Consider the following 22,431-nt stretch of genomic DNA (forward strand, 5'->3'; position numbering starts at 1 on the left):
CCGGGATACAAAACTTAGATTTGCCCAGAGGGTGAAACCTTGGACAGGATAGTATTTAGGACAGTTTCTGTGTCGAGGGTGCTCGTGTCAATCAGGATTGCGTCCGAAGCTTGTTTGAGTGGGGCCACAGTACGGGTGGTGTCACTTTCATCCCTGGCCACGATTTCCTCTTTGATGTGGTTTAGGTCGGCTTTGAAGCCTTTGGCAACTAATTCATCATATCGGCGTTTGGCTCGGACTTCCACAGAAGCAGTGAGAAAAAATTTGTATTTGGATTTGGGAAATACTTCTGTTCCGATATCGCGGCCGTCCATAACCAATTTATGGGTTTTGGCAAATTCTCGGATGTGGCGGTTCAGAATTTCTCGGAAGGCACGTCTTGGGGCTATGTAACGGATTTTTTTTGTGATTTCTGGGTCTCGGATTTCATGGCTTATGTCCCTTTCGCCTAAAAACATAAGGTTTTCCCCTTGGGAAGAAAGTTCACAATGTACGGGGATCTTTGCGACTGAAAATCCGAACTCAGCTTCCTCTTTCTCAAGAAGGGTGGCATCGGCAAGTTTTTCGGTGAAAAAGGGAAATCGCGACTCATCTTCTTTTGTGGTAAGGAATTTTTCCCAGAGTGCAAAAGTCAACGCACGGTAAAATGCGCCTGAATCCAAATAATGATACCCCAGTTTATTTGCGATCATTCGGGCAAGGGTACTTTTTCCGGAACCGGCAGGTCCATCGATGGCGATTACGTTTTCTATCAATTGTAAACTCATAACTAGATGACCAAAATACTAGAGAGGAATTGAATTCGTCGAGAGGAATTCTTGGCGGGAATCTTAAGCTAACCAGAGGTAGTTGTATTCCTATTGACATGTTTTTTTTCGTCCCAATGATCATCGGAAGAAGGTGGGAATTTCGTGAAAGTTCGAAATCGTAATCTGGATCCAGAACGCATTGCTGACTTTGAAAGTTTCCGCAGTGGGATTTTGGAACTCATTGTCAAAAATGCTCCCCTTCCCTCCATTCTCAATGAAATCGTTTTAGGGATTCAAACCCTTAACCCATCGATGGTATGTACGATTGTTCTCATCCAAAACTCGAAAATCAAAATTGGTGCTGCCCCCACATTGCCAAAGGAATACAATGATGCCATCGAAGGAGCAACCATCGGCCCGGAAGCTGGTTCTTGTGGGACCGCAGCTTACACTGGCAAACGAGTCATCGTTACTGATATCGATAAAAGTCCATTATGGAAACATTATAAAGAAATCGCATTGAAAGTGGGACTACTTTCTTGTTGGTCAGAACCCATTCGTTCTCATGACGATACCATCCTTGGAACCTTTGCGATTTACCACCATGAAATTGCAAGTCCAGATGAATTTGATATTTTTATCATCACGGAAACAGCAGACCTTGTCAGTATCGCAATCGAAAAATCAAAGACATCAATGCAACTCACAGAAAGTGAAAAACGATTTCGTGATTTTTTTGAAAAAAACTCATCTATGATTTTGATCATTGATCCAGAATCAGGAGAGATCCTGGACGCCAATGAATCTGCAGTTTTATTTTATGGGTATCCCCACAAGGAACTCACCAAAATGAAAATTGATCGAATCAATCATTGGGATGAAACAGAGAAGGAACAAAAAAAAATTTCTGATTACCGGGAAGGCAAAAGTTTTTTAACCTTCACACACCTTTTGGCAAGTGGTGAATCAAAACAAGTGGAAGTATATTCAACACCACTTGAATCGAACCATCGCCAACTTCTCTATTGCATCATCCACGATGTAACGGAACGAAAGATTGCGGAAGAAAAAGTAAATGCCCTTCTCTTAGAAAAAGAAATGATCCTACGTGAAGTCCATCACCGAATCAAAAACAATATGACAATTCTAAGCAATCTATTACAGCTACAAATGGTATCAAATGATAATGATGCTGTCAAAAATTCCTTAAAAGAAGCGACAAGTCGCATCAAAACTATGTCAATCCTCTATGATAAGTTGTATGCGGGAAAACCTGTCCAAGAATTTTCTTTAAAGGAATACTTGGAACCACTTTCAACGGAAATCATTTCCTTGTTTCCATTTCCAGTACAACTCCAGTTCGTCGCAGAAGATTTCAAACTGAGTCCGGAAAAATTGCAAGCCATTGGGATCATCACGAACGAACTCCTCACCAATAGCCTCAAATACGCTAAAAATAATACAAATGATCTAACGATATCCATTCGAGTTTCGAGAGAAGGGAACCATTTTCATTTGGAGATTCGAGACAATGGGAGTGGGTTTCAAATTGAAACCACAAACACCGAAAACCAAGGTTTTGGAATCAATTTGGTGACTATGCTCACCAAACAGATTAAAGGTGATTTTTCCTTTTTTGGAGGGAATGGAGCCGAATATAAATTCAAGTTTCCTTTTTAAAATTCTTTTTCCTTTTTAGTCAAAAACAAAACGCAAATGACTCAACTTAGTTTGGATTCCAAAACTTTTAGGTTCATATGTTTGTAACCTCATCCATCCCAATCGATTCAAAACGATTTTAGGATATCAAAAAAACCTGGGAAACTTGTGTCAACCCAGCTTGTATCATCAAACGAAAGTTCGACGCCCGATAATTTTGACAGGATGGCGAAACTCATTGCTATCCTATGGTCCATAAAGGTTTCGATTTTGGTTTTTAGTATGGAATCAATTTCACCAAATTCATAACCGTCTTTCACTTCATTTACCTTCACACCTAATTTTTCTAAATTGGTGACCATGGAATGGATTCTATCTGACTCCTTGGCTCGGAGTTCCTCGGCATGGGAAATTTGGAAACCACCTTCGGAAAAAAGACCTGCAATGGTAAGGATTGGGATTTCGTCTATGATAGAGGGGATTAAATCTTCTGTGATGATCGTTCGCTTTAGTTTGGATGGGTATACAAGTAAATCTCCAATCTCTTCCCCACATTCCACTCGTTTGGCGATGATTTCAATTTTACCTCCCATATTTTGTAATACAGTGAGGATTCCTATCCGAGAAGGATTGAGTCCAATGTTTTTGATGAGGAGAGGTTCACTTCCCCCAACACAAAGTCCAAACACAATGTAAAATGCTGCACTGGAAATATCCCCCGGGATCACATACTTAGTCCCTTCAAAGTTGTAGGGAGGTTTGACAATAAAGTGAACAGGAGAGTGGTGGACAATGTTTCCACCTAGGAACCGAATCATGTTTTCGGTATGGTCTCTCGAAACTTCCGATTCTTTGTATTCGATTGAGATACCAGAAGCCAGAGCAGCAAGCACAAGTGCACTTTTGATTTGTGCTGAGGCGATCGGACTTACATAGGAGTAACTTTGGAGTTGTTTTCCATGGATCTGAAGTGGCGCTCGATCGTTCCCTGCAACGGAAAGGATATCAGCTCCCATTTCTTTTAATGGGTTCATGATCCTTGCCATGGGACGTTTGCAAAGAGATGCATCCCCTGTGAGAGTGGCATTGATTCCAGGAAGGCCTGCAATTAGCCCTGCCGAAAGCCGTATCCCTGTCCCTGCATTGCCGAAGTCCAATACCTTACTTGGTGATTTTAGATTGTTTTTGCCAGGGCTTACCACTTGGTAACTCCCCTTCCCTAGAGATGTGACAGAAAGTCCCATTGATTCAAAACAATGTAAGGTATGAAGAGGGTCTTCCCCTTCTAAAAAACCATGGATTTCGGATTTTCCTTGGGAAAGGGCACAAAAAAGCACCGACCGATGTGAGATTGACTTATCCCCTGGGACATAAATTTCTTTTTTGGCATTTAATTTGATTTGTGGTCGTAACATGTTGTATTTTTCTAAAAAGTATTTTGCAATTTGGCGCTTCTTTATTAGCGTTTGTCGGAAACCTAAGTTTCTTTTACGAACAACCAAATGCCTCTAGATACCAGTAAAAATAACCAAAAGATCCCAGTCAATCCAGGTGAAGTCCTTTTCATTGGCGGTAAGGCCTCAACGTCTATGAACATCCTCCACGAGGGTTCCGTACGAGTGGAGACTACTCTCGGCGATACAAGCATTGTACTTTATAGTTTGGATGGAGCAAACCTTACACCTGGTATCTTTGCACTATTAGAGGGGACACCTTACCCTTATACAATTCGTGCCAAAACAACATGTGTGGTATCCACGTATGTAATGAACCAAGCCAATGCAAAAAAAACACTCACGACAAAGGTATCAGTTGGGGTGATGGCCGTTCGTACCTTACTCAAGGAAATTGGAGAACTCTACAAACGAGTATTGTCCATCAAAGGACTTTCTGCAAAGTTTGAACAGACCATGGATAACCTTGGTGCCGTTTATTATATTTTAAATCCTTCAATCTTTTCTGATGTCACTCCAGGTGCTCTGATCACTCGGGATGATAATATCATTGATCCTGTGATGAAACTCATCCGAAACAATTTAGCTGGTTACCAAGAACACGGTGGAATTTTACCAGACAAACCTTCAATCACATTTTTAGAAGAAGACCATGGAGAGTTTTTCGAAAAAGATTATAATGAATCCATTGAATGGAATGATGCAGAATTCCATTTCATTCGAAAAATCCTTTCTGTGAATCCAAAAATTTCACAAGCTTTGTTTGAAGCCGATCCAAGTCTTTTGCAAAGTGCTGCGGAAAGTTATGTAAAAACCTACCGCGAGTTATTCGAACTTCTGAGCAAAGAAACTTTTGATTTATCTGAAATGATGAGTTCTATGTTTGCAGGAGAAAACGCACTCTTAGAAAAATTCAACCTCACATTAGATTTATTTAATACGGGTTATTCGACGATTCCTTCCACTACCCTTCTCCCAATCACGGAATGGGCATTAAAAAAATCAAAAGCATTACTTGAGGAATACAAACAAATCTTTGGAACAAATTATGCTTCACTTGGCAATAGTTTGGACAAATTAGAATCCAAACAAGCGGAGCTCACTTCCAAATACGGCCACGAACTCAGTGCACAAAAAAACAAAGAAGAAGCGATTGCACAAGGAGGGGATCCTATCCGCGCAGGGATTGATACCAAAGCGTTAAAAGTGGAGTTATTAAATTCCGCAAGTCAGATTCTCAATTATTCCCAAGCAGATCCCGAAGCAGTGAAAGAGTTTTCCACTTTAATGGTAAAACTTAAGTCTTTCAAAAACCCACTGGATCCAGAACCTGATAATCGTAAAATTCGTAGAACCATCGCCAAAACCTATTGGGATGTTTATAAAAAATCCTTCACCAAATGGTTACAGGCAGGTAAACAAGCACCCAAAGCCGTCGAACTCATGTTACGTTACGGTTATTTTGATGAAACCTTACTTGATGATGGGCATATCGTAGAACTTGTAGGGCGTTTGTACCAACCTGGAGGGAATCCGAGTGCTCCCATCCACCATGGCACCGATTGGTTAGAAAAAATTTATTCACGAGAAGTTCCAACTTCCGTGGACGAACTTGGCCAAACCTTTTTTGAAAAATTAAAAATGGATCTAAAAGACTCAGGGATCAAATCCGAAAAGGACATCCCACCTGATTATGATACAGGAGAAGCGAGATTAGCATCAGAAATATCTTCCATGTATGAACCAAACGTTCGTTTGACGTCAGGGAATATTGCGAGTCACTTTCCAATCCTTACAAAATACCATATCACAATCCCTCTTGAAAAATGTTTTGTTTCCAAAGATGATGTCGAAAAAGCCTTACAGTATATATTAAGTATTGATTACACTGCTTTCAATCGTGAGGTCATTTACCGAAATGAAGAAATTGGAATCAAAAACGAATTCATCCAAAGATCGATCATTCCTGATTTTATATTAGTTCCATCGATTGGACCGAAGATCATGATGTGGCAAGACCTTTCCATTTTCCGTGGCGCAGGTTCAAAGGAATCAAGAGGTCGAATTTGTATCCCACATTTTGTAACAGGTGATCTCAAAACCTTTATGTTGGAAGCGATTGCGGCTTTCCGATGGGAACTTTGTAAAAATATCCTTGGACCCGATTGGAACAATGTGGGAATCCCATCCATCACAGCAGATTACACAGATTATGTGCAGTTTTATAAAAAAAGTAAGGATCTGTCTCCAGAACTCAAAGAAAAAATTTCTTCTGAGTTCAAACGATTCCGTACTGACCGAGATAAATTTGCATACGACTATTCTTTATGGATTCGTTATGAAGCAGAAGGTGTACAACGGGTAAACCGTGTTGTCCGTTCGATCTTTTACAGACATATCCCTTTTCACAAAAACATTCGTGAGAAGGTTTCCACCCAACCAGCGTATTCTGAACTTCACAACCGCTTCAAAAACATTCGGACCCGCCAACACAAAGAATTTGAAAACAAGTATAAAAAGTACATGGATGCAAGTGGAAATTTACCAAAAGAATTGTATGAGAATTTAACGTTTTACGAAGTTTAATCCTTGCCAGATTCCATAAACGCAACATAGTTGCATTTATGGAATCCACTCAAAATGCTGATGTTGCGATCATAGGTGGGAGTTTTTCGGGACTCTCTGCGGCCCTTTCGCTTGTTAGATCCCTTCGCAAAATCATTGTCATAGATGCAGAAAGACCGTGTAACAAAAATACGCCTGCTTCTCATAACTTGATCACCCATGATGGGATTCACCCATCCATGATTCGTAAAAAAGCAATATCTGACTTAATGCAGTATCCAAACTTTCAATTATTGTTAGGAGAAGTTACAAAAATCAAACCAGATGGATCTGGATTTTTAATCCATGGAGATGGTTTTTCTGAAATCCAAACCAATAAATTGATCTTTGCGACTGGCTTAAAAGACATTTTACCGGAGATTCCTGGATTTGCAGAGGCCTGGGGAAAATCGGTCATCCATTGCCCGTATTGCCATGGATATGAATTTGTGGGCTCCCATACAGGTTTATGGATGAATGAACCAGGTGTATACGAACATTCTAAATTTCTAAAACATTGGACCAAGGAATTAACTGTTTACACAAATGGACCCGTCCAGTTTCCAAAAGAAGAACAAATCCAATTAGAATCAGAAGGGATTTCTATCGTCACCGATGTCGTAAAGGCGCTTTATCATTCGGAAGGACAGATTTCTTCGATTTCGTTCGGTTTTGGAAAAGAACATCCCATCCAAGCTTTGTATACGAAGTTACCAATGATACAACATTCAAGATTACCAGAAGAACTTGGCATTAAACTTTTACCCAGTGGTCATGTAGAAGTGACAAATTTTTATGAAACCAATTTACCAGGAGTTTATGCAGTAGGAGATATGGCTTCAATGTTTCGGTCGGTAGCACATGCAATCCACTCAGGGAACTTGGCAGGGGCAATGCTCAACCGAGCTATGATTTTGTCTTAATTAAACTTCTTCTACAAAGTAAGGTCTTGTGTATTCGCGGACAATCTCTACCACAAATCGACCCCATAACTTCGGGTCTTCTTGTGAGATGTTCACTTGTTTGATTTTAGGAAAGTAGGCTGTTGGTTTAAAAACAGTATGGGTCAACTCGAGCGCCCGTAAGTAATTATCCAATCGTTTCACTTTTACAAAATTGATGATTTCGGTTTGGATTTTTTCTTTGGGAAGGTATCCCACAATGATCATACGAGGAAACAGGTTTTTCTTGAGGAGTCCAATGAAGTCTTCAAAACTATCCACACGGTCTATAAAACCTTCGTACGCACCACCACCCAAATTCATGATCTGAGTCACAATGTCCATGGAAAAGGACACCCCTTCCATCGTAGACATGTCGGAAATGATGACAAGTCCTTCGTCTGGTTGGAAAACCTTAAACATATCCGCACCTTTGAAGTGCCTACGAAGCAGTTTTGCGGCAGAAACGTCAATTTCCTGAGCTTTTGCCAGAAGTACTTTCCCTTGTGGGTCCAAAATGGGGTCTCGGGTGATGAGATACCGTTTTTTCACGGCATTTTGGTTCATTACTCGAAAGGCCTTTACTTTTTCTTCAATTTCATCTAAAGTAGAGTAACCAATTTTGAGTACGTTCTCCCGTTTTCTTTTCCCTATGTCTGTTTCTTCCATGAAAGCTTGGTGCCTAAATCTTTGTATTGCTTATCCTATGGTAATTCTGCCAATGTATAGCATATTTTTGTCTAAGGGTTAAAATGCGGTTCAAATTTTACGGTTTTCTATGCATTTGTTTTGTTTGGGGATGTTCTTCTGTGGATTTTATCCCTGAACCCGATTTTAGGCCAAATGATCACCGTTATAGGGTGCAAACATGGCAAGAAGTGGAAATCTTAAGAGAAAGACCCAAAAAACTCTTTAAAATTGTGGGAGAAATCATCATTCGCAATACAGAAGACCTTACTTGGGAAGAGTATGAACCCAGATTGAAAAAGGACATGTTCCAACGTAAAATCGATGGAGTTTGGATGACGGAAAAAAATCAAACCATGATTGACAATGTCTCGGTACAAACCATGGACCAACGAGGTCGCACCACGAATTCCTACCTCCAACAATCAAACCTTCCCTATTGGAAAGGATATGCCTTTCGTTATAAATAACACCTATGCCAAGAAAATTTGATTCTGAAATTTATATCGCATCTAATGACGAATGGATCTTTCGCGGAAATCCTATCGATAAAGAAGAAATCCTCACCTATTTTCGTAACAACCTTCATGGAAATGAAAAAGGTGTGTATATCGAAAATACCTTTGGAGAACTTTCGGAACATGGATATGTAAAAATAGATGGGTTTCCTTGTCATGTTGTCCATGTGGAAATTGATAAAGGAGAAATTACCTTTATCACAGATGATGGCCGTAATTATCCATTTGGTGAATTTGAGATTTATGAAACGAATGACGGTGGAATCCTAGGACTTAGGTCAAATGAGGTTAGGATCAAATACCGTTTCACTTGGAATGCGGCAAAAGAATTGTCAGATTTGTTGATTGAAGAAGAGGGAATTACCTATTTAGATTGGGGTGGTGTAAAAATGCAAATTCCAATGTATGAGGGAGAAGTGAAAGTTCCTCTCCCCACTGACTACAGTTAATTGGAAGGAGCTTCTTCGTCTTTTTTTAGTTCCAACCAGAGTTCATTTGCTTCCATAAAATCTTTTTTTAAGGAAAGAGCTTTGTGAAGGTATTGTAAGGACCTTTCTGGACGGTTCCAAAGTTTGTAAAGTGTTGCTAAGTTGAAATATGAGATGTGAGGTGCATCATTTCTTTCACAACGAACAGATTTTTTTAACCAATACACTGCTTCTTTGTCATTCCCCATTCTGAGGAGTAAAACACCAATTTCATTGCATGGATTTCCATATTCATGGTCTAAACTGACTGCTTTGTAATACGAAGCCAAAGCATCACTCCAGGAACCTAGTGCGTTTTGGACAAGTCCCAAGTAAAAATAAGCTTCCTCTGATTCTTCCAATTCTAAACTGGAACGAAGGTGGAACTCGGCACGGTCTAAATCACCGATTTTAAAATGGTCTTTTGCTAAATCTAAAGAAAGTTGGAAAGAACTTGAAGACAAAGAGATCCTCACCTGTTTTCTTTCATTTTCGGAAGTCTTAAAAATCTCCTTGAAAACTTATTTTTTATTTTTGCAAAAGTAGAGTTAAATCCTCGGCAATTTGAGAAGCTGTCAAACGGTAATGCTCTAAGATTTGGTTCCTTTCTCCGTGGTGGATGGGTTCCAAAGGTAGGGCAAAAGTTTTTAAAAACTTGCCGATGAGTGAATTTGGAATTTCGTTTAAGAGGTAACCAGAAGCACCTGCGTGGAGGTAACTTTCATCTAAAATCACAAATTGTTTGGTTTTTGTAATGTAGGAATGGACAAGATCCTTATCGTATGGTCGTAACCAAAACAAATCAATCACAGAAACAGAGATTCCTTCCTTTTTCAAAATCTCAGCAACCTGTTTAGCAATAGGTAACATAAATCCAATAGAAAGAATCAGTAATTCGTTTCCTTCCAATACGACTCTTGCTTTTGCTTTTGTCACTTGGTTTGGAGTTTCAAACTTTAACTCACGTAAGTCGCCGTTGTCTTTTGGAAAACGAATCGCAATGGGATGGTCTGTATAGTCTTTCATAAAATGAAGGCTATCGATGATGTCTTGGGCCGAACTTGGAACTATAATGTCCATATTGGGAAGACCTGCAAGATACCCTAAGTCAGACAAACCTTGGTGGGTCTCTCCATCGGGTCCTACAATCCCTGCTCGATCAATGACAAACCGAACCGGTAAGTTCATTAGGGATACGTCTTCGACCAATTGGTCAAGAGCTCTTGTCAGAAAAGTAGAATAAATACACATAAATGGAATGGCACCGCCATTTGTCATGGCACCTGCAAAGGCAACTGAGTGTTGTTCGGCGATCCCCACATCAAAGGTGTGGTTTGGATAGGTCTCGTGATAATCCCGTAGACCTGATCCTTCAATCATTGCCGGTGTGATGACCGCAACACGTTTGTCTTTGTTTGTTAGATCGATCAGAGTTTTTCCAACGATTTTCGATAGACCAATTTTATTGGCATCAGCGGAAGCCATTTTACCCGATTCTTTATTAAACGGTGTGACTCCGTGGTATTTTATCGGATCTGCTTCTGCTGGTTTGTATCCTTTCCCTTTTTGTGTGAGAACATGCAGGAGGATGGGGCCTTGGATTTTGGATAGGTTTTGCAACATCTGAACCACACGATTCACATCATGTCCATCGATGGGTCCAAAATAAGTAAATCCCAAGTCCTCAAACAGCCCACCTGGGCGCATCATAAAATGTTTGAACGAAGTTTCCATATTATGAGCTAGCGCCTGCAAGGCGGGCCCAATGAGTGGAATCCATTTTAAAAATCCATAAAAGGCAGTTTTCCCTTTATTATAAACTTGGGAAGAGATGATTCGATTGAGGTAGTTGGAGATGGATCCAACATTTTTGGAGATCGACATGTAGTTGTCATTGAGGATCACAAGCATATTCGGTTTGATGTGACCACCATGGTTCATGGCTTCGAGTGCCATACCCGTGGCAATGGATGCATCTCCAATCACAGCAGCGACTTTATACGACTCTCCCATCAGGTCACGGGCACAGGCTTCTCCTAAGGCTTGGGAGATGGAAGTGCCAGCGTGGCCAGTGTTGTACAAATCATACGGAGACTCTTCGCGTTTGGGAAAACCAGAAAGACCCATCCATTTGCGAACCGTAGGGAGTTCTTTTTTACGACCCGTAAGGATCTTATGTGGGTAGGTCTGGTGGCCAACATCCCAAATGATTTTGTCTTTCGGAGTTTGGAAGACGTAGTGGAGGGCGACTGTGAGTTCGACAACACCAAGGTTACTGGCGAAATGCCCCCCCACATCGGAGAGGGTGTCGATGATGTATTCCCTGACGTCACGGCAGACGGCAGGGAGGTCCGTTTCCTTTAAGGTTCTAAGGTCTTCTGGAAAATTAATTTTGTCGAGATATGGATACGATGGCATTGAAACTTCATGTTGCCGCCTTTTGGAGAGGCCGCTTCATTTTCTCCATATCTTCTGGGTTTGTGATTCCAAGCAATTCGTAAATCCGAACAGGTTGGGTTTTTCCTTTTACACGCACCAAATCGAGTTCTCGTGTCACCACGCGGTCTTTTACTTTTTCGTAAGTGTATTCCGAGATGATGATATTTGTGGTGTACATTTTGTTAGATCCTTCCAATCGGGAACCAAGATTGATTGTATCACCCATACAAGTGTATTCCATCCTATGTGAGGAACCCATGTTTCCGACTACGGCCGGACCGGAGTTCAGTCCACATCCGATATCGATTACAGGGACATTCCGCTCAGCCCATTTTTGTTGTAGTACTTTCAAATGATCGAGCTGGGCAAGTGCTGCCACACATGCGTAATAAGCATGGTCTTCCAAAGGAACTGGTGCTCCCCAGAAAGCCATAATCGCATTACCCATGTATTTATCGATTGTTCCTTTGTATTCAATGATGATGTCCGTCATCGCAGAAAGGTATTCATTCAACAATTTGACCAGGTCTTCAGGTCCTAATTGTTCGGATATGGTTGTGAATCCACGAACGTCAGAGAAAAAGATGGTGATTTCTCGTTTCGAACCACCAAGTGCTAAATTGTCTGGGTGTTTGAGGAGCTCATCCACAACGTCTTTGGATACGAATTTCGAAAAGGTTTGGCGAATGTATTTAACGTTTTCCTCTTCTGTTAAAATCCTAAATCCAATGATGGCCACGAAGACAACAATTTGTTCGATTGTAACAGAAGGTAAAACCGTGATCAAGTTGAAGGCTTGGAAAATATAAAGTGCTGCCACAACATACAGTAATAACTGCGTTAACATAATCGCAAAACCGATATGTGTTTTCACACGTGGTTGCAAAAATCCGATCATCACACCAAGTCCCACATAAATGAGAAAAATCCCCCAGTTCGGTACAGTGGACAAAAAGTCTTGGTTTAAAATCGTGTTAACTGCATGAGCGTGGTGTTCAATTCCAGACATATCGCCAAACGGAGATAAGTGGGAGTCTTTCGAAGCCCCACGGCCTGTAGCATAGTACATCGCAACTAGGAAAATTTTGTTATTAATTTGGTTTGCTTCGAGTAATTCCTGATTCCAATCATTGGTGACTTCGAAGATTTCATTTTGTTTGAAAGAATACCTTCCTCCCACAAAGTTGATTTCCATTTGGCCTTCCCTATCAATGGGAATGACCACTTCCCTATTTTCATTTGGGATATGCATGACATCACGTTCTTCAAATTTACGAGCTTTGACGTTGAACTCGCGAATGATTTTTTTAGGGATGTTCTTTAGTTTAACATAATGGCCCATATTCACTTCGACGTCTTTTTGCACATTGATCCCGTAGTACTGGCAAACAATGAGTAAATCGATGGAAGGGAAATATTCTGTTTCACGATCACGTCCCGAGTTGTAAACCTTAACCACAAGAGGCATCTTTCGGTTGAGTCCAGATTCGTCTTTTTTGACGTTCGCAAAACCAAGACCAGCTGATAAATCACCGATTGGCTCGATTGGTGGTTGTGGGAATTTCACCCAAGAAATTCCTGCATCGTTTTCATCGATGACATTTTTGATTTGGAATTTTCTTAAGATATCAATTCGTTTCTCTAAATTGAGTACAGCTTCTTTGGACTCCGCACTGACTTCCATAGGGTAGTCAAATAAAACATTGCGATTCTTTTGCAATGCAGCGACCATCTCTTCGGTTTGGCCTGGTTTGTAATCTACGAAGAAAATATCGAACATTAGAATATTGTTCGAATCTTTAAATGTTTCTATGATATCCGCATAATAACTCCATGGCAGTGGCCAAGTCCCTTGCAATTTTTCAAGTGACTCTGTTGTGATACCAATGATATTGATATCCTTTCTGGCATTGGCTGGAGGATTGTATTGGATGTATTCAATACGACCTGTATCTCCTTCACTTTCTGTTTTGGTATTGGAACCTCTTAAAAATTGAAACCGAAATGAAATGGAATTTTCTTCCAACTCTTTCAAAGGTTGGAATGTATTTACCATCGTATACATAAAAATGGCAATTACATAAGACAACCAAATAGCACCTGACCTTTGTTTGTCTTTGGAAACTTTTTCAATGATTTTATATACAAAGTAGGAGGACGCAAGTAGGAGGAGCATCCCACCAATTAGGAAGGAATACTCGTATACCCAACCTGTCATCAGAACGGAAACGATCACACCAAGTGACCCAAGTGTGGCAACGGCAACACTGAGGTAATCCAAAATCGAAAGCGATTTTGATTCTTTGTCGGACATAGAGCCTCTTTATTCGTTTAGGAATTTCCGACCATTTTCTCGGAAATTTTAAAGAGACTCAAATGTTTTTGAGAGATTGTGGAAAAAAATTTAGGGAATGGATGCCCGAATCTTTGCAATGTACTCAGCCAAAGCATTTTGAGCAGTGGTCACGTTTTCCCCATTTTCTTCGATCACCCTTTGGATGGCTGATCCTATGATGATTCCATCTGCATACCCAGCGATTTGGCTCGCTTGTTCTGGAGTGGAGATCCCAAATCCTGCACAAATGGGAAGCTCGAGGGTATCTTTTAGGAATCGAATCCTTTCTTTTAAATCCACCGAGAATTCCCTTCTCTCCCCAGTCACCCCAAAGGAAGTCACATAGTAAATGAATCCTGATGAAGTTTTCTTTAAGGCTTCAATTCGTTTTTTCGTCGAGGCTGGAGTGACCAAATGAATCAAATCCATATCCCTATTTCTTAATTCTTGGAAAAGGGTTTCACTTTCTTTGGTATCAAAGGGTAAATCAGGGATCACAAGACCCACAACACCCGCGTCCTTTGCTTGGTTTAAAAAGTTTTGGATCCCACAATGGTAAATTGGGTTGAAATAAGTAAGATATACAAGTGGTGTTTCTTTTTTGTGTAAGTGGATTTCCTTCGTCACTCGAAAGATTTCCTCAAACGAAAATTTATTTTTTAAAGAACGAGCCACTGCTCTTTGGATCACTGGTCCATCTGCTACAGGATCCGAAAAGGGAATTCCTAATTCTAAAATATCGGCTCCATTGTCCAAAATCGTTTTCCCAAAAGTTATGGAGTCATTGTAGTTTGGATCTCCCATCGTAAAATATGGGATAAAAGCCGATTTTATTTTCCCACTATCAAAAAGATCTTTTATTTTACTCATTTGTTTTTTCACCTAACAAACGCAACACTTCAGTTACGTCTTTATCACCACGACCCGATAGACAAATGATGAGGTCTTTCTTTTTGCCTAAATCTTTTGCAATATCACGGGCTACATGGAATGCATGAGCCGTTTCCAATGCAGGAATGATTCCCTCTACACGTGTAACTTCCAAAAAAGAATCTAATGCTTGTTCATCGGTAACCATACGGTAATCAACCCGTTTGGTTTGAGATAGGAAAGCATGCTCAGGTCCAACACCAGGATAATCAAGCCCTGCGGAAACTGAATGTGCAGGTACAATTTGCCCACCATCATCTTGGATGATGAGAGTTTTTGTTCCATGTAAAAATCCTGTTTTACCATAAGTCAACGTGGCAGAGTGTTCTCCAGGTTTTGGTCCCAGTCCTCCTGCTTCGGCACCATAAATGGCAACGTGTTTGTCTTTTAAAAAAGCATGGAACATTCCAATTGCATTGGAACCACCACCCACACAGGCAACAATGGCATGAGGGAGTTTGTGGTTTTGTTTTTTGAATTGAGAACGAGCTTCTTTTCCAATAACAGATTGTAAGTCTCTTACAATTGTTGGGAATGGATGAGGCCCAATGGCTGAACCCACAATGTAATGAGTAGTGGATACATTGAGTGCCCAATCTCGCATGGCTTCACTCGTTGCCTCTTTGAGTGTGGCTTCACCTGCCGTGACTGGTAATATTTTAGCACCTAACATCTCAATTTTTTTGGCATTGAGATTTTGTCTTTGCACATCTACCGCTCCCATATAAACAACGGTTTCCATTCCAAACATAGCACCAACTGTTGCCGTTGCGAGACCATGTTGGCCAGCGCCGGTTTCAGCAATGATTCTTTTTTTGCCCATAAATTTGGCGATTAACGCTTGTCCAATGGCATTATTGATTTTATGAGCACCCGTATGATTTAAATCTTCACGTTTGAGCCATATACGAGCACCTCCCCAATGTTTGGTGAGACGTTCTGCATATGTTAAAGGACTAGGTCTTCCGACATAGTTTTGTAAGTAAAACTCTAGTTCTTTTTTGAACTTTTTACTTTTCTTTAACTTTTGATAGGTGGATTCAAGCTCTTCAAGAGCTTCTGTTAGAATTTCTGGTGCGTATCTGCCACCAAATTCTCCAAAATATCCAGGTTGGTTTTTGCCCATATGTCCCAAGATAAGGGGATAGGCGAATATGAAAACTGCTTCTTATGGGGGAAGTGAGGGATTTTTTCGATAGAATTCCCCGCCCGCATCGAACTGGGTGGGGATAACCACCCGCCACCCAATGACCTCTGTTTATCACAAAGGCCAATGATTATCGAGACGTTTCGTTGATCTTCAAAAAATTTTTTATAAAATGTTCATGTTCCCGCAAGAGAAACACCCGTTTGGAGCTCCTCTTCGAGAGTATGAATTTTCTTTTGGATATTTTTTACCAAATCTTCATTTGTCGTAAAGTGAATTGTCTCTTCTTCCATTGACTTTCGATTTAGGATCGTGATTTCATTTTTTTCTAAAAATCCTTTTCCTAACGTGATTCGAATCGGAAAACCAATGAGTTCAGAATCTTTAAATTTAAAGCCAGGGCCAAGGTCACGATCATCCCAAAGCACTTCTATACCCGCTGATACGAGAGAATCGTAAATCGATTCTATTTTTGCAATATCGTCTGGATTTTTCGCAATACTCACCAAACAAACCGTAAACGGAGCGATGGAGATCGGCCAAAAAATCCCTTTTTCATCATTACATTGTTCAATAACGGTGGCCATACAACGGTTCACTCCAATCCCGTAACAACCCATGGTTGTGATTGTGGCTTTCCCTTTATCATTGAGAACGGTAATGTCGAAAGCTTTCGAGTATTTTTGACCAAGTTTGAAGATATGGCCCACTTCAATCCCCTTCTCGGCGGTGAGTCCCGTTCCGCAAGAAGGGCATGGGTCACCAACTTTTGCTTGGGAAACATCAATTTTTGTAACTTCCTCTTCTTTGAAAAAAGATGAAAGTTGAACGCCTGCAATGTGGTGGTCTGCTTCATTGGCGCCAGCAATATAAGATAAATTCCAATCAATTAAAGCATCAATGTAAACTTTGAGTGATTCTGATTTCGGGAACCCTGGACCAATAAAACCAGGAACTAGACCCAGTTTCTCCATTTCTGCAGGTCCCATTGGCCTCAGCTCATTGCAACCCAAATGATTTTTTAGTTTGTTTTCGTTTAGCTCGCGGTCACCTTCCAATAAAACAAGAACGTATTGTCCATCGGCAACAAGTGCCACAGCTTTCAAAAGATTCTCTTCTTTTGTATTTAAAAATTCTGCAACTTCTGCAATTGATTTTTTAGAAGGAGTGTGAAGTTTGCCTTTTCCACTAAACGCTTGTTTTGTTGCATTTTTATTCGTTATAACAGGAGTTTTTTCAATATTGCCTGAGTAATGACACGATGGACAAATCGTTAGAGTTTCCTCTCCAATTGGTGACACTACCATAAACTCTTCTGATGCAGAACCACCCATATTTCCAGAATCAGCTTGTACAGGAATGGTTGAGAGACCCATTCCTGCAAATATCCTGCGGTAAGTCTTTCTCATAGTTTGGTACGTTTTATCTAAGGATTCATCATCCAAGTGAAAGGAATAAGCATCCTTCATAGTAAACTCACGAGATCGGATCACCCCAAATCTTGGGCGGATTTCATCACGAAACTTGGTATGGATTTGATATACATTGATCGGTAAATCTTTGTAAGAACGAACCATCGGTTTCACTAACACACAAAACGATTCTTCATGTGTGGGACCAAGGCAACTTTCATTATCATGACGGTCTTTTAATCGAAACATTTCTTTACCCATTTTGTCCCAACGACCTGACTCTTTCCAAATTTCACTTGGAGTTAAGATGGGGAGTTGGAATTCCAATGCACCGGCATTGTCCATTTCCTTTCTGACAATGTTTTCAATTTTACGAAGGACTCTTAAACCCATTGGTAAATACGAATACAATCCCGCTGCAGATTTACGAATAAGACCCGCACGCATCATCAATTTATGAGAGGCAACGACTGCATCTTGTGGGTCTTCTTTCGCGGTAGGTATTAAATAAGAACTAGCTTTCATAACATTTTTCTCTTTTTATCACAATCTAACAATTCAAAGTTTGATTTTTAAAAAATACGCATCACATCATTAAAGGACACGTATAGTCCAAGTCCAATGAGAAAGAAAAATCCTAATCGGAAAATGGCTTCAATTGCCTTTCTTGGAAGTGGTCTTCCTGTGATGGCTTCATATGCATACAGAACAATGTGTCCGCCATCTGCCATGGGAATGGGAAGTAAATTCATCACCATAAGGGCGAGGGAAATTTTGGCCACAAAATCAAGGTAGGTCACCCACCCATATTCCAAACTGATCCCTGCAATTTGTACGATTCCAATCGGGCCAGATAAATTTTCCTTTGCTGATAATAATCCTGAAAACAACATCCCAATCCCTTTTAAAGTTGTGGAAACATTTTCATAAACCTTATTCCCTGCACCCACAAGAGACGAATAAACGGTGGAATCTTTTTGTAATTTCTCGGCTTCAAATTTCATAGAAGCGCGAAATCCAAGTAGGCCGATGGGTTTTACGTTCACATCTGCAAAATATTTCATGTTCCCAATCCAAATCTCTTTTTTGCCAGAATTGGTTTTTAGATAAGCAGATAAAGAATCGGCAGACTCAAAAATTTGGTTTTGGATTTTCAAATTGGATAATCGGTTTTCAATTTCGGCGTCATAACTATCCAACCGAAAATATGGGATTGCTAATTCTGGAAATTTTGGATGTTCAATATTCCAAAATTCAAATACATTAGCACCTAACACAGGAATTTGAATCGTCACTTTTTCAGTTGCCCATGGAGTAAGGAGAGGATAGGTTTTACGTTCCACTTCTACCGGGATTGTTTTTCCTTGGTGTTTCCCAAGTTCTGTTTGTAATTCCGGAACTGTATGAACATCCACACCTGCTACTGTTAAGATCATGTCTCCGTCTTTCAAAAAAGATAGAGCACGGCGCCTAAGAGATTTTTCCCGTTCAGCAATTTCATGTTGTTTGAGAAGTTCTTCAGGGATTTCAGTTTTACGTTCCTCAATTTTCTCTTGGAAATAATGAGAAGATTTATCTTCCTTATCCAAAACATTTGCCATAAAATGGCTGATTTGTTCCCCGTAGGTAAAGGTTGCGACTACCCTTCTTTCCCCGTACGGCATGACACCAATGGTTGGGTGTCCTCCAGCAGAGTATAAATTAGGGACAATTTCTACGGTTTTGATTTCTTCATTTCGTTTGTATGTGACTAGGATGGGGTCACCCGATGTTAAACTCACATTGGTAAAAATATCTTCAAAACTCTCAGTTGGTTTTCCATTTATCGAGAGGATCAAATCTCCGGTTCTGAGACCTGCATGATAAGCGGGACTTGCCACTTTGTTTGCATCTTCTATGAAAATGCGATTGGAAGAAGGGCTATCACCCGAGAGTTCTAAAATAAAAAGCAGAAAAAAACCTAACACTAAATTGGCGAAAGGTCCACCCAGAACTGGGATCATCCTCCGAAGGGGAGGCGTGGCAAGTAAATCACCTTGTTTTGGTTTTTTGTTTTTGCTATAATCATCCCCACGAAATAAAACGTAACCGCCAATTGGAATGGCAGTGATTTGGTAGATGGTTTTTCCAATTCTTTTTTTCCAAATCCCCTTTCCATAACCTAACGAAAAAATGCGAGCTTCAACTCCAACTAATTTTCCACACAAGAGGTGCCCCAACTCATGGATAAAAATCGATACAGCTAACATGAATACGGCGCCGAAAATCATTATGATCATGTAGTCACTCCCCCTTTTTTGAATTCTTTTTGGATATAATTTCTTGTTTCTTTGTCTTTCTCCAAATATCCTTCCAAGGTTTCTGGAAATACATTTGTGATTTGATTTAATGCAGATTCAATAAGCCTTGGAATCGTGGTAAAAGAAATTTTTTCCTCTAAAAATAGAGCCACTGCTTCTTCGTTTGCGGCATTATAGATACAAGGTGCCACTCCACCTGCCCTTCCTGCTTGGAAAGCCAAGTCTAAACCGGGATACCGTTTGGTATCAGGTGGAAAAAATTCTAATGTTTTCCAAGTGGATGGTTTTCGTTCAATCAGCATTTGTGGTGTTGGATTTGGGTAAAATAAAGAATGAGCGATTGGATACACCATATCGGGATGACTCGTGTATTGCAAACAAGCACCATCCAAGGTTTCAATAATCCCATGCGTCAACGACTGCGGATGGATTACCACCTCTATTTCGTCAAACGAAAATCCAAAAAGAAAATGAGCTTCGATTACCTCTAGTCCTTTGTTGATAAGGCCCGCTGAATCTACAGTGATTTTGGGTCCCATGGACCAAGTTGGATGGTTTAATGCCTGTTTCACGGATACATGTTCCAAGGCTTCTATGGGAAGTGTCCGAAAGCTCCCCCCTGAGGCAGTAAGCGTAATGGCACGTATATTGGAACGCGTTTCCCTTTCAATGAGTTGGAAGAGTGCATTGTGTTCGGAATCCACAGGGACCATAAGGGTTTTGTGTTTTGCCACCAGTTGGTTGATAAGAGGTCCAAAGGTAACAAGTGTTTCCTTATTCGCGATTGCAATTTTTTTACCAGCTTCAATGGCAGCAATGGTAGGAAGGACTCCCCTGGCACCAACCACTGCGGTGACGACCACGGCAACATTTGGCAATTTTACCAATTCTGAAAGATTCTCATCTCCGTACAAAATTTTTGTAGATCCAAAGGAATCACCAAACTGACCCACTAACTTTGGATCGGTGATACAGATGACTTCAGGAGAAAACTCTAATACCAATGATTTGGCAATTTCCCAATTAGAATGAACGGAAAAACTACGTAAAGAAAATTGGTCTCGGAACTGGCGGAGGACTTTCACAGTGGAAGACCCAACAGAACCTGAAATTCCTAAAACAGAAACTCCTACCATATACGCTTTAGACTGTCCGAACCGAGGACTTTAAACTGGGAAACCAAGGAAACCTTTGAAAACAAAGTAATAATAAATTACGGGCACAGTAAATAAAAGTGCATCAGCTAAATCGAGAATCCCACCATGTCCAGGAATCAGACTTCCTGAGTCCTTAATTTTGGCATCTCGTTTCATAGCTGACTCAGCCAAATCTCCCATCACTGAAATGACAGAAATTACAAAGGATAAAATAACAGTTTCCAATATTCCTACTGGTAACTTCACACCGGTAAAATGTTCCCAAGTCACATTGAGAATTTGGGCTCCAATGACAGCGGTTAGGTTTCCTGTGACATACCCTTCCCAAGTTTTTTTCGGAGAGATTTTAAGGCCAGCTGGGTGTTTACCAAACCAACGACCTCCAAAATAAGCACCCGCATCACTCATAAAGGTAATCACTGAAACAAGGAAGATGTAATAAGTTCCAAATGGAAGGGCAAGCAGTAATAAAAAATGACCAATCGGAATGGCAATGTAAATTGGGCCAAGCATTGTTCCGCCAACGGAAAACAATGCTCCATCTAACGGGCGCTTGAGAATCTGTAAAATCCATACCGTGATCGACAAAGCCACTAACAAAAAAGGAACCGGGTGGAATCCTTCTCTTAAAATCTTGGAAAGTTCTAAAACAAATCCAGGAGGAGTCACTTCAAATTGTAATCCCAAAAATTGGATGTAGTACACGGTAAAAATCAATAGGGAAAAGAGTAATCCTGTTCCAAAAAATGGTTTGGATTCCTCTGTTTTGCAGAATGCATATAATTCTTTTAATCCAAGGTAAATCAAAACAACACCGAAGGTATAAAATTCCAAGTAATACCAGGAACTGTGAAAGATCATAAATACATAAACAAAAGTTAAAACAATTGCAGATAGGATACGGAGTGTTGTCTCACTCATAACAAACCACCAAATTTTCGTTTTCGGGAATCAAAAAAAAGAAGAGCTTCCTCAAGAGAGGTCCTTCCAAAATCCGGCCAAAGTGTACTCGTAAAAAACATTTCTGCATACGCACTTTGCCATAAAAGAAAGTTAGATATCCTTTGTTCGCCCGCAGTTCTGATCAATAAATCTACGGGTGGTAAAGGAGATGTATACAAATATTTTTCAAATTCTTTCACCGAAATGGCTTTATCCAAAGGCTCTTTTTTTGCCTTTCTTGCGGCCATGACACGCGAAAAACTACTTAAAATTTCTTCATGTCCACCGTAATTCAAACAAAAGTTAGCTGTGAGTTTTTTATTCTTTTTGGTCACAGCCATTGCATGGTCAATTTTAGAGAGAACAGTTTTAGAAAGTTTGTTCCTTGCCCCACTATGGTGGATCCGAATTCCTTTTTCGTGGATGGTATCGAGTCGAGTTTCGATAAACTCAACTAACAGACCAAAGATAGCTTGGATTTCGCTGATTGGGCGTTTCCAGTTTTCCGTGGAAAAGGCATAAAGGGAGATATTTGGGATTTTATATTCTAAAGCCACGTCCAAAAGGCGATCAATAGCATTTGCCCCTTCTCTATGGCCTTCGGTTCTTTTTTTCCCTTGGTTTTCCGCCCACCTACCATTTCCGTCCATAATGACAGCAATGTGGGCAGGGATGGTTTGCAACTTCATA

18 protein-coding genes are annotated in these 22,431 nt (G+C 40.4%); 5 read left to right on the forward strand and 13 right to left on the reverse strand.

The features are described 5' to 3' along the window. Window positions 1-14: 14 nt before the first annotated feature. Window positions 15-767, reverse strand: a complete 753-nt coding sequence (cmk, locus tag LEP1GSC202_RS17150) for a (d)CMP kinase (protein WP_015678959.1) — start codon at window positions 765-767, stop codon at window positions 15-17. A 144-nt stretch (window positions 768-911) separates the two neighbouring features. Here cmk and LEP1GSC202_RS17155 point away from each other — a divergent pair, with 144 nt between their 5' ends. Next, on the forward strand, window positions 912-2,429 hold the full coding sequence (locus tag LEP1GSC202_RS17155) for a histidine kinase dimerization/phosphoacceptor domain -containing protein (RefSeq protein ID WP_015678984.1): 1,518 nt from the start codon (window positions 912-914) through the stop codon (window positions 2,427-2,429). A 107-nt stretch (window positions 2,430-2,536) separates the two neighbouring features. On the opposite strand, the gene aroA is transcribed toward LEP1GSC202_RS17155, so the two are convergent. Beyond that, entirely contained in the window at window positions 2,537-3,823 is a 1,287-nt protein-coding gene (gene aroA, locus LEP1GSC202_RS17160; protein ID WP_015678980.1) for a 3-phosphoshikimate 1-carboxyvinyltransferase, read from the reverse strand. A gap of 87 nt (window positions 3,824-3,910) precedes the next feature. Here aroA and LEP1GSC202_RS17165 point away from each other — a divergent pair, with 87 nt between their 5' ends. Next, window positions 3,911-6,448, forward strand: coding sequence for a cyclic nucleotide-binding domain-containing protein (locus LEP1GSC202_RS17165; protein ID WP_015678995.1), 2,538 nt, complete (start codon window positions 3,911-3,913; stop codon window positions 6,446-6,448). A 38-nt stretch (window positions 6,449-6,486) separates the two neighbouring features. Then, the gene (locus LEP1GSC202_RS17170; protein WP_015679030.1) at window positions 6,487-7,389 is read left to right on the forward strand and encodes an NAD(P)/FAD-dependent oxidoreductase; all 903 of its coding nucleotides are present in this window, start codon (window positions 6,487-6,489) and stop codon (window positions 7,387-7,389) included. Here LEP1GSC202_RS17170 and LEP1GSC202_RS17175 read toward each other — a convergent pair whose 3' ends face one another. Further along, a complete protein-coding gene (locus tag LEP1GSC202_RS17175; RefSeq protein ID WP_015679003.1) occupies window positions 7,390-8,076 on the reverse strand; it encodes a hypothetical protein in 687 nt (228 codons plus the stop codon). Between the two features lie 83 nt (window positions 8,077-8,159). On the opposite strand from LEP1GSC202_RS17175, the gene LEP1GSC202_RS17180 reads away from it, so the two are divergent. Both LEP1GSC202_RS17180 and LEP1GSC202_RS17185 read left to right on the forward strand, forming a co-directional pair. Then, window positions 8,160-8,564, forward strand: coding sequence for a lipoprotein (locus LEP1GSC202_RS17180; protein WP_039929351.1), 405 nt, complete (start codon window positions 8,160-8,162; stop codon window positions 8,562-8,564). Window positions 8,565-8,569: 5 nt separating this feature from the next. Continuing rightward, window positions 8,570-9,061, forward strand: coding sequence for a hypothetical protein (locus LEP1GSC202_RS17185; protein ID WP_015679031.1), 492 nt, complete (start codon window positions 8,570-8,572; stop codon window positions 9,059-9,061). On the opposite strand, the gene LEP1GSC202_RS17190 is transcribed toward LEP1GSC202_RS17185, so the two are convergent. From LEP1GSC202_RS17190 to LEP1GSC202_RS17235, 10 genes are all read right to left on the reverse strand, one after another. After that, window positions 9,058-9,543 carry a tetratricopeptide repeat protein gene (locus LEP1GSC202_RS17190; protein ID WP_015678939.1) on the reverse strand — a complete coding sequence of 162 codons (486 nt, stop codon included), beginning with the start codon at window positions 9,541-9,543 and terminating at the stop codon, window positions 9,058-9,060. The genes LEP1GSC202_RS17185 and LEP1GSC202_RS17190 overlap by 4 nt on opposite strands. A 64-nt stretch (window positions 9,544-9,607) precedes the next feature. Next, entirely contained in the window at window positions 9,608-11,497 is a 1,890-nt protein-coding gene (gene dxs, locus LEP1GSC202_RS17195) for a 1-deoxy-D-xylulose-5-phosphate synthase (RefSeq protein WP_015679012.1), read from the reverse strand. Between the two features lie 7 nt (window positions 11,498-11,504). Beyond that, the gene (locus LEP1GSC202_RS17200; protein ID WP_015678951.1) at window positions 11,505-13,832 is read right to left on the reverse strand and encodes an adenylate/guanylate cyclase domain-containing protein; all 2,328 of its coding nucleotides are present in this window, start codon (window positions 13,830-13,832) and stop codon (window positions 11,505-11,507) included. Between the two features lie 90 nt (window positions 13,833-13,922). Beyond that, on the reverse strand, window positions 13,923-14,723 hold the full coding sequence (trpA, locus tag LEP1GSC202_RS17205) for a tryptophan synthase subunit alpha (RefSeq protein ID WP_015679017.1): 801 nt from the start codon (window positions 14,721-14,723) through the stop codon (window positions 13,923-13,925). Then, window positions 14,716-15,909 (reverse strand): tryptophan synthase subunit beta, encoded by a 1,194-nt coding sequence (gene trpB / locus LEP1GSC202_RS17210; protein ID WP_015678992.1) that lies wholly within the window; start codon window positions 15,907-15,909, stop codon window positions 14,716-14,718. Before trpB ends, trpA begins: the two co-directional genes overlap by 8 nt. 197 nt (window positions 15,910-16,106) lie before the next feature. Beyond that, on the reverse strand, window positions 16,107-17,867 hold the full coding sequence (locus LEP1GSC202_RS17215) for a proline--tRNA ligase (RefSeq protein ID WP_015678941.1): 1,761 nt from the start codon (window positions 17,865-17,867) through the stop codon (window positions 16,107-16,109). Between the two features lie 47 nt (window positions 17,868-17,914). Next, window positions 17,915-19,621 carry a site-2 protease family protein gene (locus LEP1GSC202_RS17220; RefSeq protein ID WP_015678983.1) on the reverse strand — a complete coding sequence of 569 codons (1,707 nt, stop codon included), beginning with the start codon at window positions 19,619-19,621 and terminating at the stop codon, window positions 17,915-17,917. Continuing rightward, window positions 19,618-20,778 (reverse strand): 1-deoxy-D-xylulose-5-phosphate reductoisomerase, encoded by a 1,161-nt coding sequence (gene dxr / locus LEP1GSC202_RS17225; protein ID WP_015679040.1) that lies wholly within the window; start codon window positions 20,776-20,778, stop codon window positions 19,618-19,620. Before dxr ends, LEP1GSC202_RS17220 begins: the two co-directional genes overlap by 4 nt. A gap of 30 nt (window positions 20,779-20,808) precedes the next feature. Further along, a complete protein-coding gene (locus tag LEP1GSC202_RS17230) occupies window positions 20,809-21,720 on the reverse strand; it encodes a phosphatidate cytidylyltransferase (protein ID WP_015678952.1) in 912 nt (303 codons plus the stop codon). Then, window positions 21,717-22,430 carry an isoprenyl transferase gene (locus LEP1GSC202_RS17235; RefSeq protein ID WP_015678966.1) on the reverse strand — a complete coding sequence of 238 codons (714 nt, stop codon included), beginning with the start codon at window positions 22,428-22,430 and terminating at the stop codon, window positions 21,717-21,719. The genes LEP1GSC202_RS17230 and LEP1GSC202_RS17235 overlap by 4 nt, the downstream gene beginning before the upstream one ends. Window position 22,431: the final 1 nt, after the last annotated feature.

Source organism: Leptospira yanagawae serovar Saopaulo str. Sao Paulo = ATCC 700523 (assembly GCF_000332475.2).
Taxonomy (GTDB): domain Bacteria; phylum Spirochaetota; class Leptospiria; order Leptospirales; family Leptospiraceae; genus Leptospira_A; species Leptospira_A yanagawae.